The sequence below is a fragment of the Citricoccus sp. genome, assembly GCF_035445025.1.
In the GTDB taxonomy this organism is placed as follows: Bacteria; Actinomycetota; Actinomycetes; order Actinomycetales; family Micrococcaceae; genus Citricoccus.
Genome location: NZ_DAOMPX010000001.1, coordinates 121,053 through 135,921, shown reverse-complemented (window position 1 = coordinate 135,921; position 14,869 = coordinate 121,053). Strand labels below are relative to the sequence as shown.

The following is a 14,869-nucleotide window of genomic DNA, read 5'->3' as shown; positions in this document are numbered from 1 at the left end:
ACCGCACCGACCCGTACCAGGAGGAACCATGACTGAGTCCGCCGTACATCCCCGCAGGATCATCATCACGGGGGCCGATTCCGGCATCGGGAAGGCCACGGCGGTGGCACTGGCCGCCCCGGGACGTCACATCGGCATCACGTGGCACGAGGACCGCGAGGGCGCGGAGGCCACCGCGACCGAGGTGAGTGCCGCCGGCGGCACCGCCCACGTGCGCCGGCTCGACCTGGCCGACCCGACGCAGGGCACCAGGGTCGTCGACGGGCTGGCCGAGGAGATGGGTGGCGTCGACACCCTCGTGATGTGCTCGGGGACGGGCACCGCCACCCGGCTGCTGGACATGGACTACCCGGACTGGCGGCACGTGATCTCGGTGGACCTGGACGGCGCGTTCTGCTGCCTGCAGGCGGCCGCACGCCACATGGTGTCCGCCGGTGCGGGCGGACGGATCGTGGCCATCACCTCCGTCCACGAGCACGCCCCGCGGGTGGGGGCCGGACCGTACTGCGCGGCCAAGGGTGGCCTGGGGCTGCTGGTCAAGGTCGCCGCCCTCGAACTGGCCGAGCACGGCATCACCGTCAACGCGGTGGCGCCCGGGGAGATCGCCACCCCGATGACCGGGCAGGAGGACGAGTCCGTCCTCGAGGGCAAGCACCGTCCCGGGATCCCCGTCGCCCGGCCGGGGGACGCCCGGGAGGTCGCCGCCGTCGTGGCCTTCCTGTGCGGCCCGGACGCCGGGTACGTCAACGGTGCGTCCTGGGCCGTCGACGGCGGCATGCTCACCATGGGGCCGATGGCCGGATCACACCTCGAGGGCGACGGCTGGCGGCGTCCCTGAACCTGTGGTGCCGCGGCTGAGCCGCACCCCAGCGGCCGGCGTGCTTGTCAGGGGCTGACCTGCCCTCGGCGCCCACGCCGGCCCTCAGGTCCCGGGATGGGCCGCCTGCGGGCGCTGGCCGAGGAAGACCACGGCTCCGGCCAGCAGGATCACCACGGACAGGGCCAGCCCGGCCTGCACGCCGTCGGCCGAGTCCGAGGCCACCCCGGACAGCACCGGGCCGATCGACTGGCCGATCGCGAAACCGGTCGTCAGGGTGCCGATCCCGTCGGTGACCTGAGACGGGTCCAGGACCCGCTGGGCGGCGTGCGTGACCGCGCCGACGAGCGCCAGGAACGTCCCCCCGAACAACACGGCCGATCCCAGCGAGAACACCGGGTGGTCCGCCAGCAGGGGCAGTCCCGCTCCGAGGGCGACGACGACCATGAGCAGCGCCGGGGCTCGGCCTCCGGAGAGCGCGCCGACCACGGGGGACCACGCGAACCCGCCGATCATCGCGGCCAGGCCCAGCACGATCCAGAACACGGCCACCTCCGCGTCCCCGGCGCCCTGGCCGCGCAGCAGGGCCACGATGAAGGTCATGTAGGCGATGTACCCGGCGCCGAACAGGGTGTACCCGGCCAGCAGGGGAAGCAGGGTGCGGACCGGGGCGCGCGCCCCGGTCCGGCGCGGGGGTGGCGACGGGGCCCGGCGCGCGGCCGGCACGGCGATCATCCAGGCCGCCACGCCCGCGATGCCCAGCGCGGCCCAGCCCACGCGCCAGCCAGCTTCCGGGGGAAACCAGGACAGGGCGGCCGGCAGCAGCAAACCGGTCACGACCACGCCCATGCCGCCACCGGACACGTAGATCCCCATCAACAGGGCCGAACGCCGCGCGGTCCGTGGCCCGTCGAGCTGGGAGGCCAGGGCCGCCGTCAGCGCCGCCCCGAGGATGAAGGTCACCGCCCCGGAGATCCCGGCGGCCAGCCGCAGCACGAGCAGGACCGGCAGCAGGGAGCTCAGCGCGGACGCCCCCAGGGCCGCGGCGGTGACCAGCATGCTGGCCAGGAAGGCGCGGCGCGTCCCGAGCACCCGGCCCACCCGGGCGGCCAGGACCGCCCCGAGCAGGTACCCGGCGGCGTTGGTCGTGTTGAGCAGGGCCGCCGTCGCGTACGACCAGTCCAGGTCGGCCCGCATGGGCGGAAGCAGCACCGCGTAGGCGAACCGGGCGAACGCGAACGCCGACGCCGGCCCGGCCGCGAGCCCGAGCGCGGTCCAGACCGCGCGGGAGGATCGGGGCTCTCTCATGGCCCGACGCTAGCAGCGGGGGAGTCCGGACCCTGTCGATCGCCCGTCCGTGACCCGCACGCGGTGCCGTCCGCGCTCACCCGGCCGGCGGCTCCGCCGGATCGTCAGGGATTCCGGGGGATCCCCCCGCTGAATAGACTCGGCCCATGGTCGCCGACCAGCATCCTTCGCCGGCTGAGGAGATCAGCGAGCACGAGAAGGCCCACCTGCTGCGTGAGTCGATGGCCGTGGGCCTGTACATCGCCATCAGCCTGCTGGCCTCGCTGGGCACCCTCGTCGACCTCGGGGAGGGTGCGGACAGTCCCCTGCCCGCGCTCTGGGGGATCCTCGTCGGGCTGCTGCTCGTGCACTGGTTCGCGTTCAGTCTGGCCCAGTTCGCCACGGACGTGGGGAACAGCCGCCGCCAGGACCTGCGGATCACGGCCGCCGGCCTGGGTGGCGGACTGAAGGTGGGGGTGCTGGTCACCGTCGTCGACCTGGTGTTCTCGGAGCGCGAGACGGGCGCCGTCACCATCGCCCTGCTCGGGTACATCGTCGTCGCCGCGGCGATCGTGGCCCGGACCTACGACGCGGGCCGACTGCGCACGGTCGTCATCGTGGTCAGCATCACGGCACTGGGCCTGGCGATCGTCGGCGCGAAGAACCTGCTGGCCGGATACTGAGCGGCGGTCCCTCGGGCCGGTGACCCCGCCGGCGCTCAGTCCTCGGCCGGCCGGCGGATGTCGGCGGCGACGGACCGCCACCACTCCGGATCGGCGATGGGAAACCGCCGTCCGGTGACCTCCGCCGGGGTGATCCGGACGAGGGCCGTCTTGTCACCCGGGTGCCAGGGCCTCAACGGCAGGTCCCCGGTCTCCATCAGCTCCACGGACCGGGTGATCTGCTCGGCCCTGCCCCGGACCATCACGCTCCAGACGATGGAGGTGGTGGCCTCCAGCGCGTCCGCCTCGAAGGCCACCGGCGTCCCGGACAGCACGGCGTCCAGTTTCGTCCCCGGCCCACTGCGGAACAGGATCGTCCGGCCGTCCACCGTGAACGTCACGGGGAAGACCTCCGGATGGTCCTGGACCCACACCCCCAGCCGTCCCACGGGCGCCTGGCGCAGGCGCTCCCAGCAGGCGTCCTCGGACAGGTGCTCCTCGGTGGCGGGCTGCTCGGTCATCGGTCCTCCTCGGCGCGACCGGTCCACGACGGGACGGCCGGTTGACTCGGACCATTCTGGGCCGCGCCCCGTGACCGAGCACAAGTGCTGGTCACCGCGGGATGCTTGACTGCTCCCATGCGCATGTTCGGTTTCCAGCGGTACGGCGGCCCGGAGGTCATGGAACACCTCGAGCAGGAGGACCCCACACCCGGTCCCGGCCAGGTCCTGGTGCGGATGACGGCGGCGGGGGTGAACCCGGCGGACATCAAGGTCCGCAACGGCCTGCGTACCGGCCGGATCCCGGTGCGCTTCCCCATGGCGCTCGGCCGCGAGGCCGCCGGGGTGGTGCTCGGAACCGGTCCGGACGTCACCGGGTTCGCTCCCGGAGAGCGGGTCTTCGGTGCGACGGCGGCCGGCACCGGGGCGCTGGCCAGTCACGTCCTGCTGGACGCGTCGGGGACGGCCCGCATCCCCGACGGCGTGACCGAGGAGCAGGCCTGCTGCATCCCCGTGGCCGCGGGGACCGCATACGACGCCCTGGACGAGCTCAGCCTCCCGGCCGGGGCCACCGTGCTGATGCTGGGGGCCGGCGGCGGGGTGGGCACGTGCGTCTGCGGCCTCGCCCGGGACCGGGACCTGCGCGTGCTCGGGGTGGCCTCGGAGTCCAAGCGGGACGTGGTGACCGGGCTCGGGGCGGTGCACGTGGCCAAGGGACCCGGCTGGACCGGCCGGGTCCGCGACCTCGCCCCCGAGGGGGTGGACGCCGTGATCGACGCGGTCGGCGGGCAGGCCCTGGCCGAGGCCGCGCCCCTGCTGCACCGGCCCGACGCCCTGCGCAGCATCGCCGATGTCCCCGGCGCCGAGGCGCTGGGCGGGTCCGGGGTGACCCGGCGGCGCACGACCGCCGTGTTCACGGAGGTCGCCGCGCTGGTGGCGGCCGGGTGGTTCGCCCCCGTGGTGACCGGCCGATTCCGGCTGGTGGAGGCGGAGCGGGCCGTCGCCGCCGTCGAGACCGGGCACGCGGCCGGGAAGATCGTGGTGCTCGCCTGAACCGCCGTCGGGACCAGGACCCGACGGGGCACCCTCCGTCTGTCCGGATCGAGAGGACTGCGCAGCCGTGGGACCCGCACGGACGCGTCCTCTCACCCCGGACGCAGCGCGTCAGAGTGCCCGGACGTAGAACAGCATCCGGTAGTCCTCACCAGGCTCGCGGTTCGAGAACCCGTGCCGTTCGTAGAAGCGGCGGGCGGCCACGTCGATCTCGTCCACGCCGATGTGGATCTCGCCGCAGCCCAGCTCCCGGGCACGGCGCAGGATATCCCGGATCAGGGCGGTGCCGATGCCCCGGGCGCGCAACGCCGGGACCACGTAGAGCTCCTCGAGCTGCATCAGCGGCCCGTCGAAGTACGGGGACGGACGAAGGGTGAGGTAGGCGAAGCCGGTCGGTTCCGCCGGATCTCCGGCCAGCAGCACGAGGACGTCGTCGCGCGTCAGCAGTCGCGCGAAGCGCGCCGCGAACTCCCCGGCGCGGGGGGTCGGGGAGTCGAACTCGGTGTTGAAGTCGTACAGGAGCCGGCCCACGACGTCGGCCCGGCCGGCACCTGACCGGCCCACCGCCGTCGGGCCCTGCCGGGATCCAGCGCTGGCCGCAGCACTGGACCGGCCCGACGGGGTCATTCGTCCGAGGCGTGGGGCGCGCCCGAGACCGAGGTGCGCCATTCCTCCGGCGAGGTCACCGCGAACCTGCGCCCCGTGACCTGGGTGGGCCTGATCCGCACGAACTTGCCCTTGGCCCCCGTCTGCCACGGGGTCAACGGCAGCTCGGTGGTGTCCATGAGCTCGTCCGTTGCAGTGATCTGCTCCGCAGTGCCCTTCAGGACGACGCTCCACGCGTGGGCGGCCGGCGCCCCGGCGCCCTCCTCCGGGGCGTCCACGCCGTCGACCTCCACGGCCACCCGCGAGGTGGACAGTGCGGCATGGACCTTGGTGCCCTCGGCGGTGCGGAAGACGAGGGATCCGTGGTCCACCACGTAGTTGATGGGGAAGATCTCCGGGTGGTCCTCCACGATGACGGCCAGGCGCGCCACCTCCCCGGTGCGCAACCGCGCCCAGCAGGCGTCCTCGCTCAGGTCCTCGGTGCGGCTCTGGTCATTGGTCATCCGGTCCTCCTCGTCGCGGGTCCACGGCAGCCGGTGGGGCCGTCCCTCGTGGTTCCACTCTCGTCCGCCGAGGCCGGACGGACAAGGGGTGAACACAGGGTGGGCGGCCGACCGCCCACCGGGCGGCGGCCAGCACCCCCTGACATCCGCGGCCGGTTCTCGTTACGGTGGCGACCAGGGGTCCCGCAGGCCACGACCCCAGCATCGACCATCAGGAGGAATCATGCCGCGTCCCATCGTCAACACCGCCAGCACGCAGTGGAAGGGTGACCTGTTCACCGGCTCCGGCACCACCACGCTCGAGACCTCGAACGTCGGCACCTTCGACGTCGCCTGGAAGTCCCGCGGCGAGGAGTCCGGCGGCACCACGACCCCGGAGGAGCTCATCGCCTCCGCCCACGCCACCTGCTTCAGCATGCAGTTCGCCAACATGCTCAAGGACAACGGCACCGCCCCGACCCAGCTGGACACCACCGCCGAGGTCACCTTCGTGGCCGGGGAGGGCATCACGGGCATCGCGCTGGCGGTCAACGGCCAGGTCGAGGGGATCTCGGCAGCGGACTTCGAGCGGATCGCCGGCGAGGCCAAGGACCAGTGCCCCGTGTCCCAGGCGCTCGCGGCCGTCAAGAACATCACCCTGAAGGCCTCGCTGGCCTGACCGGTCCGGTCCGGGGAACTCACGATGCGCGCCTGGTGGGTGGCCGCGCAGGGGCCGGTGACCGGGGAACCGCTGCGCCTCGGTGAGCGCCCGGACCCCGAGCCGGGCCCGGGCGAGGTGCTCGTCCGGGTCCTGGCGTGCGGGGTGTGCCGCACCGACCTGCACGTGGTCGAGGGGGACCTGCCCCTGCACCGGCCCGAGGTGGTGCCCGGTCACGAGATCGTCGGTGAGGTCACCGCACTGGGTCCCGGGTGTGAGCGGTTCGCCGTCGGCGCCCGGGTGGGAATCGCCTGGCTGCGGCACACCTGTGGCCACTGCCGGTTCTGCCGCCGCGGTGCCGAGAACCTGTGCCTCACCCCGCGCTTCACCGGGTGGGACGACGACGGCGGGTACGCCGAGCTGGCCGTGGTCCCCGAGGCCTATGCCTACGACCTCCCGGACGCCTTCGCGGACGAGGCGGCCGCCCCGCTGCTGTGCGCGGGGATCATCGGCTACCGCTCGCTGCGACGGGCGGACCTGCCACCGGGCGGGCGGCTGGGGATCTACGGCTTCGGGGCCTCGGCGCACCTGGCCGCCCAGGTGGCGCTGCACCAGGGGGCCGAGGTGTACGTCATGACCCGTGGGGAGAAGGGCCGGCAGCTGGCGCGTGAGATCGGCGTCGACTTCGTGGGTGAGTCCGGGGAGACACCGCCGGTGCCCCTGGACGCCTCGATCATCTTCGCCCCGGCCGGTGACCTGGTGCCGTCGGCACTGCGTGCCCTGGACCGCGGGGGGACACTCGCCCTGGCCGGCATCCACCTCAGCGACATCCCGGCGCTCCACTATGCCTCGGACCTGTTCCAGGAGCGGCAGGTCCGCAGCGTCACCGCCAACACCCGTCAGGACGGTGAGGAGTTCCTGCGCCTGGCCGCCCGCATCCCGCTGCGGCCCACCACCGTGACCTACCCACTGGAGCAGGCCGACCGGGCACTGGCCGACCTGGCCGGGGACCGTGTCACGGGGGCGGCGGTGCTACGGGTGGCCGCACCGTAGCCGGAGGCCCACAGGGAGGAGACACCTGCGGTGGTCACCGGGCCGGCCCCGGGTTCGTTAGGGTGCGAACGTGGACACGCAACGAACGCGCGGTACGGCCGGGACGACCGCCCCGGCGCCCCGGACGGACCGGGACGTCCGGCCCTACCTGGAATCGCTCGGGATCCCCGGCATCACCGACCTGCACGTGCACTTCATGCCGGCCAACGTGCAGGAGAAGGTCTGGGCGTTCTTCGACACCGAGGCGGAGCGCGGTGGGCCGCCGTGGCACATCGAGTACCGCCAGTCCGAGGAGGAACGGGTCGCCACGCTGCGGGAGATCGGCGTGAGCGCCTACACCACGCTGAACTACGCCCACCGGCCCGGCATGGCGGCCTGGCTCAACGACTACTCCGCCGACTTCGCCGCCAGCCACCCGGACGCCATCCACTCCGCGACGTTCTACCCCGAGCCGGGTGTGCAGGACGAGGTGGTGCGGAGCCTGGAGCGAGGGGCGCGCATCTTCAAGGTGCACGTGCAGGTGGGCGGCTTCACCCCCCTCGACCCCCTCCTGGGCCCCGCATGGGCCACCGCGGAGGAGGCCGGGGCCCCCGTGGTCATACACTGCGGCAGTGGTCCCCACCAAGGTCAGTACACCGGGCCGGAGCCCATCCGCGAACTGGTCGGCAGGCATCCGGGACTGGTCCTGGTGATCGCCCACGCCGGCCTGCCCGAGTACCGCGAGTTCGCCGAACTTGCGGCGCGGCACCCGAACGTCTACCTGGACACGACGATGGTCGGGACCTCGTACATGCAGCGGACGCACCCGGCGCCGCGGGACTACCCGCAGACGTTGGGCGGCCTGCGGGACAAGGTCGTCCTCGGAACGGACTTCCCGTCCATCCCCTACTCCTACAGCCACCAGATCGAGGCGCTGGCAGCGTGGGGCATGGACGACGACTGGATGCGCGGCGCGCTGTGGCACACGCCGCGCAGGCTCGTCGGGCTCACGGCTCGCTGACCACCGCCTGCAGGCCGGTGGGACCGGGGCGGGGCGGAGCGGCCGGGGGGCCGACGGTTACTTGTACAGGTGGATCCTCTGGTGCTCGATCGCGGACAGGTCGTCCGAGGTCGCGTTGAGGAGCCGGTCTGCCAGGTCCCGCAGTGCGCGCGCCGTGGCCAGTTCCTCGCCGATCTCCGGGACGTCGCGGTCCACGGGGTTGCGCCGGGCCCGGCCGAACCCCTCCAGGGTGGTCCCCGAGGTGGTGGTGAGCTGGGCGTGGGCCGTGGTGACGCGCTCGTCCGGTGTGGGGTCCTCCGTGGTGACCAGGTTGACGGAGATTCTCCAGGTGTGTGTCATCGTGTTCCCTCCAGGTGGTCGTTCAGCGTCTGGTCGGGGATGAGACGAGGGTAGGACCGTGCGCGTCCACGTGTCCATGGCCGGAAGACGGGTCCTCTCAGCAGAACAGCTCGGCCAGCAGTTCGTCCGAGCGGCGCCGGCCCTCGAGGTCGCTCATGCCCCCGGTCACCATCAGCTCATCCGCTCCGGTGAACCGCATCAGGTCCTCGACGCCGGCCCGCACCTCCCGGGGCGTCCCGTGGATGGACCGCTCGAGGTTCTCCGACACCCGCTGCCGGTCGCGTCCGGTGACGCCCTCGCCGTGCAGCCGGGCCACGACGTCGTCCACGTCCGCCAGGGCCCGGAACTCACCCTGGGAGCGGGACCGGGCCAGCGCCCAGGACTCGGGCAGCAACAACCGGCGGGCCGCCTCGCGGGTGTCCGCGGCCGCCACGTTGGCCGAGACGATCACGTATGGCTCGGCGTACCAGGGCGAGGGACGGAACTGCTCCCGGTAGAGGTCCAGGCCCGGGTGCGTGGCGTGCCCGTCGCGCGGGAAGAGGGCGGGCCCGCCCACGACGACGGCCAGCCCGGCTCGTGCGGCGGTGGTGAGTCCCTGGCCGTTCGCCAGGACGAAGAGCGGCGTGGCGGCGTGGTCACGCGGCCGCGCGGCGAAGGGTGACTCGCCCCGCAGGAAACCGGTCAGTTCCGCCAGGTCCCCGGGGAAGTCGCGGGCGGCGTCCTCACCGGTGCGCAGCGCCTGCCGCACGGCCGGGGTGAAGCCGAGGGAGCGGCCGAGCCCCAGGTCGATCCTCCCCGGGAACAGGGCCTCGAGGGTGGCGGCCTGCTCGGCGACCACGAGGGGCTGGTGGTTGGGGAGCATCACCCCGCCCGAACCGATGCGGATGGACTGCGTGCGGGCTGCCAGGACGGCCATCAGCACGGTGGGCGTGGAACCGGCGATGCCCGGGACGCCATGGTGCTCGGCCACCCAGAAGCGCCGTAAGCCCAGCCGTTCGGAGCGCTGGGCCCGGTCCACCACCGCGTCCAGGGCCTCGGCCTCCGTGCAGCCCGCGAGGGAGTTGGCGCGGTCGAGGATGGAGACGGGCACGCGGGAGGGGCCAGGGGCGGTCATACCAGCCTCAACACGATCCGGACCGGGGATATTGCCGGGGTTCAGGAGTAGCCGTCCAGGGGCAGCGGTGCCGGGGACCGGGTTGCTACGGTTCGGCCATGGCCGTCATCTACGAGACCGCGTGCACGCTCAACGGCTTCCTGGCCACCGAGGACGACTCCCTCGACTGGCTGTTCGCCATCCCGGGGGAGCAGCCCGACCTCACGCCCTTCATGGAGTCGGCCACCGCGATCGTCATGGGTTCCACCACCTACGAGTGGGTGCTCGAGCACGAGGACCTGATGGCCCACCCGGAGCAGTGGCCGGAGTACCTCGGGCGCCAGCCGCTGTTCGTCTTCTCCAGCCGTGAGCTGCCGGTTCCCGAGGGCGCGGACGTGCGGGTGCTGGACGGCGACGTCGGCCGGCACCTCCCCGAGATCCGGGCGGCCGCCGGTGCCGGCGACATCTGGATGATGGGCGGCGGGAGGCTCGCCGCCCAATTCCTCGAGGCGGACGCCCTGGACCGGGTCTGCCTGACCCTCGCGCCGGTGACCCTGGCCTCCGGCAAGCCGTTGTTCGCCGGCGACGCGCGGTGGGACCGGTTGCGGTTGCGCTCGGCCGAGAAGATCGGCGAGTGGGCCCGGTTGGTCTACGACGTCACCCCGTCGTCGTCCCGGGGCTCCTGAGCCCGCGACCTCCCCGTCGCGGCCACCGCCGCGCCGAGCGTGCGGACCGTCAACTGTCCGGTCCGCACGTTGACGGTCAGGGCCCGGAACGTGGCCGCCGGGTGATCGCGGAACCGGGAACCCACCGGTCAGCGCGGCATGTCCCCGACCCGGACGACGCGAGAATCACGAAGTGGTAACGTCAAGGGCCGTGCGTGGACCTGGGCGCGCGCCCGCTGTGGCCTCCTGCATGGCACTTTCAGGAAACATCCAGGTGATGGACAGGGACACGCAAGGTTGCGACTCGATAACATTCGTGTACGGTATGTAACGATCCGATTACACGCGAAGCATTGAGAGCATCCCATGACCTACTCCTCCCGCCGTGCCCGCCTCCTCGCCGAGAAGCAGGCCCGCCGCACTCACCGTCGTCGTTCCCTGACCGTCGGCGTCGCCGGTCTGGCCACCGTCGCCGGAGCCACCATCGCCGGTGTGGCCCCGGCCGCGGCCAACGACGGCGGCGCCGCGACCGTCGACTACTCGGCCCAGCAGGGCTACAACTGGAGCGCGGGCGACTCGTCCTCCACCTCCACCGCCGCCACCTCCGCTGCCGGTGGGTCGTACGACTACACCCCGGCCTCCACCGGTTCGTCCCAGGCGACCTACCAGCTGGCGTCCTACACCACCTCCTCCGCCAGCGGCTGGAGCGCGGACGTGGCCCAGTGGGCCACCGCCAAGGCCGCCGATCCGAGCGTCTACTACAGCTGGGGCGGCAACGGCCCCACCGCCTATGACTGCTCCGGCTTCACCCAGAGCGCCTTCGCCCAGGCCGGCAAGAGCATCCCGCGGGGCTCCTCGGCGCAGTTCTCCGGGGGGCAGAAGGTCTCCATGAACAACCTCCGGGTGGGTGACCTCGTGTTCTGGTCCAACAACGGTTCGGGTTCCGGTGTCTACCACGTGGCCATCTACATCGGCGATGGCAAGATCGCGCACGCCCGCAACCCGCAGATGGGCGTGTCCGTCACCAACCTGAACTACAGCCCCACCAACATGCTCGGCACCGCCGTCCGGTACTGACCAGAACCCTCCGGGATCCCTGCGGGATCCTGACGGTCCAGGGCCCGGTCGTCCGCGATGCGGACGGCCGGGCCCTGGACCGTCCCGGGCATCGACGGGGGCGGCGACGGAGGCCCAGGCCGGGGCCGGGACCGGGGGCGGTGCGCGTCCGTCTCACAGGTTGCGGGCGATGAGCTCCTTCATGATCTCGTTCGTCCCGCCGTAGATCCGCTGCACCCGGGCATCGGCGTACAGCCTGCCGATCGGATACTCGAGCATGTAGCCGTACCCGCCGAACAGCTGCACGCAGCGGTCGATGACCGTGCCCTGCAGGTCGGTGGAGTAGTACTTCGCGCGCGAGGCCATGGCGGCATCGAGCTGGCCGTCCACGTGCAGGGCGACGCAGTGGTCGAGGAAGGTCCGGGCCACCAGGACCTCGGTGCTGACCTCGGCCAGCGTGAACCGGGTGTTCTGGAAGTCGAAGACCTTCTGCCCGAACGCCTCGCGCTGGCGGGTGTAGTCCAGCGCCAGTTCGAACGCCAGCTCGGCGTAGCCGACCGCCGTGATCGCGATCGCCAGCCGTTCCTGCGGCAGCTGGGCCATCAGCTGGTAGAACCCCTGGCCCTCCCGCTCGCCCAGCAGGTTCGACGCCGGCACGCGCACGTCCGTGAAGGACAGTTCGCGGGTGTCCTGGCCGTGCTGGCCGACCTTGGACAACACCCGCCCGCGCTCGAACCCGGCCAGGCCCTCGGTCTCCACCGCGATCAGGGACACCCCGCGCGCACCCTCCCCGCCGGTCCGCGCCACCACGATGATCAGCCCGCCGTGGGTGGCATTGGTGATGAAGGTCTTGGACCCGTTGATCACGTAGTGGTCGTCCTCGAGCCGGGCGGTGGTGCGGATGTTCTGCAGGTCCGAACCGGTGGAGGGCTCCGTCATGGCGATCGCGCCGATGAGCTCGCCGCTGGCCATCCGCGGCAGCCAGGAGCGCTTCTGCTCCTCCGAGCCGTAGGCGAGCACGTAGTGCGCCACGATCGTGGAGTGGATGGAGTACCCCAGGGACCCGTCCCCGGCCTTGCCCTGCTCCCACAGCACCGCGGCCTCGTGGGCGAAGCCGCCTCCGCCGCCGCCGTACTCCTCCGGAACGGAGATGCAGAGCAGTCCGGCCTGCCCGGCGGCGAGCCACGTCCCGGAGTCCACCTGGTGCTGCGCGGCGAAGCGTTCGGTGTGGGGCGTGAGTTCCCGGGCGAAGAAGGAGCGCGCGAGATCGGCGACGTCGGCCACCTCGTCCTTCAGCCATGGGGAGACATAGGCGGGGGTGCGGAAGGTGGCGGCCACGGGAACTCCTGGGTCGGTACGGTGCGGGAACGACAGGCGGAGGGGAGGCGTCGTCCCTGTCAGGGCACCGTATGCACCGGGAGCGGTTCGGGGCAATGGCGACGACGCCGGACACGTGCGGCACCACCGGGTGCCGCACCTGTCCTGTCGACCGGGCCCGCGGGGGGCTCCAGCGGGCCGGCGGCGGGCCTCGTGCCGCATCAGGACGAGCTCCAACCGAGGCGCCGAGCGAGGGGTGCAGTGGCCCACGGTGACCGATAGGGTGACCGCACGGCCCCGAGCCGGGGCCGGCAGGGCCGGCCAGACCATGGACACGCAGAGCAGCCACCGGATGTCTCCCGACGGTCCGGAACCGTCGGGACGCCACAGCGCCCGCGCCACCGTCCTGCTGTGGTGCCACCGGGTGCTGCGCCTGGCCGTCACCGCCCTCGTGGGCCTGGGCGTCTACCACCTGGTCCTCGAGGAGTTCGACACCCATGGCCGCCTCGTCTGGGGCTTCCTGCTCCTCTGGGTGCTCTGCGCGTACGTCCTGCTGCCGCAGCTGAACCGCGTGCTGTCCCGGGTCTACGTGCCCGATTACTTCATCGGCAGGGCCCGGACGGCCGATGGGCTGTTGGGCGACCCGGTCAACCTGGCCGTCCTGGGGACGGCGGACCAGCTGGCCGCGGCACTGCGCGCGGCCGGCTGGACCGCCGCGGACCCGCTGAAGCTGTCCACGGGGTGGGGCATCACCCGGGCGTCCCTGCTCCGCCGCAGCTATCCGGCGGCCCCGGTGAGCCCGTTGTTCGTGTTCGGCCGCCGTCAGGACCTGGCGTTCGAGCGCGAGGTGGCGGGCAGCCCCGCCCAGCGGCACCACGTGCGGTTCTGGGCCTGTCCGCCCGGCTGGACGCTGCCCGGTGGCTTCGACGCCGACCTGGTCGGGGCGGCCACCTTCGACCGCCGGGTGGGGCTGTCCCTGTTCACCCTGCAGATCACGCACAAGGTGGCCGAGCGGACGGACGAGGAACGGGACCTGGTCGTCGCGGCGCTGCGCTCGGCGGGCGCCGCGGTCCACGTGGTCAGGCACTTCACCACGGGGTATCACACCCGCAACGGGGGCGGGGACGCGATCGAGACGGACGGGGACCTGCCCATTGTCGACCTGCGGACGGTCGCGGTGCCGGAGGCGTCACCCCTCGAGTCCCCGCCGGCGGGTGAGTCCCGGGGGACGACCGAGGCGGCGGACGTCGCGTCACCGTCCGGCCCGGCGTGCACGCGGGCTCCGGTAGACCCGGCACGGGGCGGGTCGCCGGCCGAGCGGCACCGGAGCCTGTTCGGCTCGGGAACGTCTCTGGACCGGCTGGTCTTCTTCAGCGACGCGGTGTTCGCCATCGCCATGACCCTGCTCGTGCTGGAACTGATCCTGCCCGGTGACCTCGACCCGCAGCAGGTCGACCGGGCCCTCGCGGCCCACCTGCCGGAATTCCTCGCCTACGTGCTGAGTTTCACGGTCATCGGGACCGCCTGGATGAATCACCACCGTAAGTTCACCGTCATCCGCCGGTACGACGTGCGGTTGCAGTGGCTCAACCTGTTGTTGCTGTTCCTCATCGCCCTGCTCCCCATGCCCACGAGCCTGCTCAGCGACTACGGCGGCAGGACCTCCCCCTGGCCCGTGGTGCTCTACGCGGTGGTGACGGCGGGGGTGTACATCACGTTGAGCCTGATCTGGCGGCATGCCTGGCGGGCCGCGCTGATTGTTCCCGAGGTGGACGCCGAGCTGTACCGGTACGTGCTGCACGGCGCCTGGCCGGTGCCCGCGGTCTTCCTCGGCAGCGTGCCCGTGGCGTTCGTGAGCCCGGAACTCGCGGCGTACTCGTGGCTCCTCCTCGTGCCGGTCCTGCCGACGGCGCGGCGACTGCGACGCCGGAACGCGGGCCTCGCGGAACGGGAGTCGGAGTGAGCCAGACGGCCTGAACGCACCCGGCCGGTGGGTCCGGGGGGTGCTAGGCCCGGCGGATCCTGATGGGTCCGCGGGCCGTGGCGAGGTCCACCACCTCGCCGCGCTGGGTGATGACCACCTCCCCGGCCTCCACGAGACCCGCGGCCGCGGAGCGGGCCTCGTCCATCAGGGGGCGCCAGTCGTTCCCGGGACCGGCCACGGCGCGGGCCGCCTCACTCGGGCAGATCGTGGCACCTGCCCGGCGGCGCGAGAGCAGGTCGAGGATCGTGCGCCGGAACTCCTCGAGCGGTGGATCGTCCTCATGCGGGCTCACGACCC

17 protein-coding genes are annotated in these 14,869 nt (G+C 72.5%); 9 read left to right on the top strand and 8 right to left on the bottom strand.

Annotation, left to right across the window (positions count from 1 at the left end; genetic code table 11):
* Positions 1 to 28: 28 nt before the first annotated feature.
* Complete coding sequence (locus PLJ28_RS00665) at positions 29 to 838, top strand: SDR family oxidoreductase (protein WP_183530284.1); 810 nt, start codon at positions 29 to 31, stop codon at positions 836 to 838.
* 84 nt (positions 839 to 922) lie between these two features.
* Here PLJ28_RS00665 and PLJ28_RS00660 read toward each other — a convergent pair whose 3' ends face one another.
* Positions 923 to 2,125, bottom strand: coding sequence for a YbfB/YjiJ family MFS transporter (locus tag PLJ28_RS00660; RefSeq protein WP_183530282.1), 1,203 nt, complete (start codon positions 2,123 to 2,125; stop codon positions 923 to 925).
* 146 nt (positions 2,126 to 2,271) lie between these two features.
* On the opposite strand from PLJ28_RS00660, the gene PLJ28_RS00655 reads away from it, so the two are divergent.
* Entirely contained in the window at positions 2,272 to 2,787 is a 516-nt protein-coding gene (locus tag PLJ28_RS00655) for a hypothetical protein (protein WP_183530280.1), read from the top strand.
* A 35-nt stretch (positions 2,788 to 2,822) separates the two neighbouring features.
* Here PLJ28_RS00655 and PLJ28_RS00650 read toward each other — a convergent pair whose 3' ends face one another.
* The gene (locus tag PLJ28_RS00650; RefSeq protein WP_183530278.1) at positions 2,823 to 3,287 is read right to left on the bottom strand and encodes a pyridoxamine 5'-phosphate oxidase family protein; all 465 of its coding nucleotides are present in this window, start codon (positions 3,285 to 3,287) and stop codon (positions 2,823 to 2,825) included.
* 117 nt (positions 3,288 to 3,404) lie between these two features.
* On the opposite strand from PLJ28_RS00650, the gene PLJ28_RS00645 reads away from it, so the two are divergent.
* On the top strand, positions 3,405 to 4,319 hold the full coding sequence (locus PLJ28_RS00645) for an NADP-dependent oxidoreductase (RefSeq protein WP_183530276.1): 915 nt from the start codon (positions 3,405 to 3,407) through the stop codon (positions 4,317 to 4,319).
* A 111-nt stretch (positions 4,320 to 4,430) separates the two neighbouring features.
* On the opposite strand, the gene PLJ28_RS00640 is transcribed toward PLJ28_RS00645, so the two are convergent.
* The gene (locus PLJ28_RS00640; protein ID WP_324589819.1) at positions 4,431 to 4,883 is read right to left on the bottom strand and encodes a GNAT family N-acetyltransferase; all 453 of its coding nucleotides are present in this window, start codon (positions 4,881 to 4,883) and stop codon (positions 4,431 to 4,433) included.
* Between the two features lie 59 nt (positions 4,884 to 4,942).
* Positions 4,943 to 5,428 carry a pyridoxamine 5'-phosphate oxidase family protein gene (locus PLJ28_RS00635; RefSeq protein ID WP_183530272.1) on the bottom strand — a complete coding sequence of 162 codons (486 nt, stop codon included), beginning with the start codon at positions 5,426 to 5,428 and terminating at the stop codon, positions 4,943 to 4,945.
* Between the two features lie 223 nt (positions 5,429 to 5,651).
* Between PLJ28_RS00635 and PLJ28_RS00630 the strand changes: the two genes are divergently transcribed.
* The 3 genes from PLJ28_RS00630 to PLJ28_RS00620 all read left to right on the top strand — a co-directional run bounded on the left by PLJ28_RS00630 (position 5,652) and on the right by PLJ28_RS00620 (position 8,118).
* Positions 5,652 to 6,086 (top strand): OsmC family peroxiredoxin, encoded by a 435-nt coding sequence (locus tag PLJ28_RS00630; protein ID WP_183530270.1) that lies wholly within the window; start codon positions 5,652 to 5,654, stop codon positions 6,084 to 6,086.
* Between the two features lie 24 nt (positions 6,087 to 6,110).
* Positions 6,111 to 7,118, top strand: coding sequence for a zinc-dependent alcohol dehydrogenase family protein (locus PLJ28_RS00625; RefSeq protein ID WP_183530268.1), 1,008 nt, complete (start codon positions 6,111 to 6,113; stop codon positions 7,116 to 7,118).
* Positions 7,119 to 7,188: 70 nt separating this feature from the next.
* The gene (locus tag PLJ28_RS00620; protein ID WP_183530266.1) at positions 7,189 to 8,118 is read left to right on the top strand and encodes an amidohydrolase family protein; all 930 of its coding nucleotides are present in this window, start codon (positions 7,189 to 7,191) and stop codon (positions 8,116 to 8,118) included.
* A gap of 57 nt (positions 8,119 to 8,175) precedes the next feature.
* Here the strand turns inward: PLJ28_RS00620 and PLJ28_RS00615 are convergent, their stop codons facing one another.
* Both PLJ28_RS00615 and PLJ28_RS00610 read right to left on the bottom strand, forming a co-directional pair.
* Complete coding sequence (locus tag PLJ28_RS00615) at positions 8,176 to 8,457, bottom strand: DUF1876 domain-containing protein (RefSeq protein ID WP_010144849.1); 282 nt, start codon at positions 8,455 to 8,457, stop codon at positions 8,176 to 8,178.
* Between the two features lie 97 nt (positions 8,458 to 8,554).
* Positions 8,555 to 9,571 (bottom strand): MsnO8 family LLM class oxidoreductase, encoded by a 1,017-nt coding sequence (locus tag PLJ28_RS00610; protein ID WP_183530264.1) that lies wholly within the window; start codon positions 9,569 to 9,571, stop codon positions 8,555 to 8,557.
* A 98-nt stretch (positions 9,572 to 9,669) separates the two neighbouring features.
* Between PLJ28_RS00610 and PLJ28_RS00605 the strand changes: the two genes are divergently transcribed.
* Positions 9,670 to 10,236: a dihydrofolate reductase family protein gene (locus PLJ28_RS00605; protein ID WP_183530262.1), complete on the top strand. Its 567-nt coding sequence runs from the start codon at positions 9,670 to 9,672 to the stop codon at positions 10,234 to 10,236.
* A gap of 345 nt (positions 10,237 to 10,581) precedes the next feature.
* The gene (locus tag PLJ28_RS00600; protein WP_298043407.1) at positions 10,582 to 11,292 is read left to right on the top strand and encodes a C40 family peptidase; all 711 of its coding nucleotides are present in this window, start codon (positions 10,582 to 10,584) and stop codon (positions 11,290 to 11,292) included.
* Positions 11,293 to 11,445: 153 nt separating this feature from the next.
* On the opposite strand, the gene PLJ28_RS00595 is transcribed toward PLJ28_RS00600, so the two are convergent.
* The gene (locus PLJ28_RS00595; protein WP_183530410.1) at positions 11,446 to 12,609 is read right to left on the bottom strand and encodes an acyl-CoA dehydrogenase family protein; all 1,164 of its coding nucleotides are present in this window, start codon (positions 12,607 to 12,609) and stop codon (positions 11,446 to 11,448) included.
* 307 nt (positions 12,610 to 12,916) lie between these two features.
* Between PLJ28_RS00595 and PLJ28_RS00590 the strand changes: the two genes are divergently transcribed.
* Positions 12,917 to 14,551 carry an LssY C-terminal domain-containing protein gene (locus tag PLJ28_RS00590; RefSeq protein ID WP_255459818.1) on the top strand — a complete coding sequence of 545 codons (1,635 nt, stop codon included), beginning with the start codon at positions 12,917 to 12,919 and terminating at the stop codon, positions 14,549 to 14,551.
* A 43-nt stretch (positions 14,552 to 14,594) separates the two neighbouring features.
* Here PLJ28_RS00590 and PLJ28_RS00585 read toward each other — a convergent pair whose 3' ends face one another.
* Entirely contained in the window at positions 14,595 to 14,864 is a 270-nt protein-coding gene (locus tag PLJ28_RS00585; protein ID WP_183530408.1) for a DUF3253 domain-containing protein, read from the bottom strand.
* Between the last annotated feature and the right edge of the window lie 5 nt (positions 14,865 to 14,869).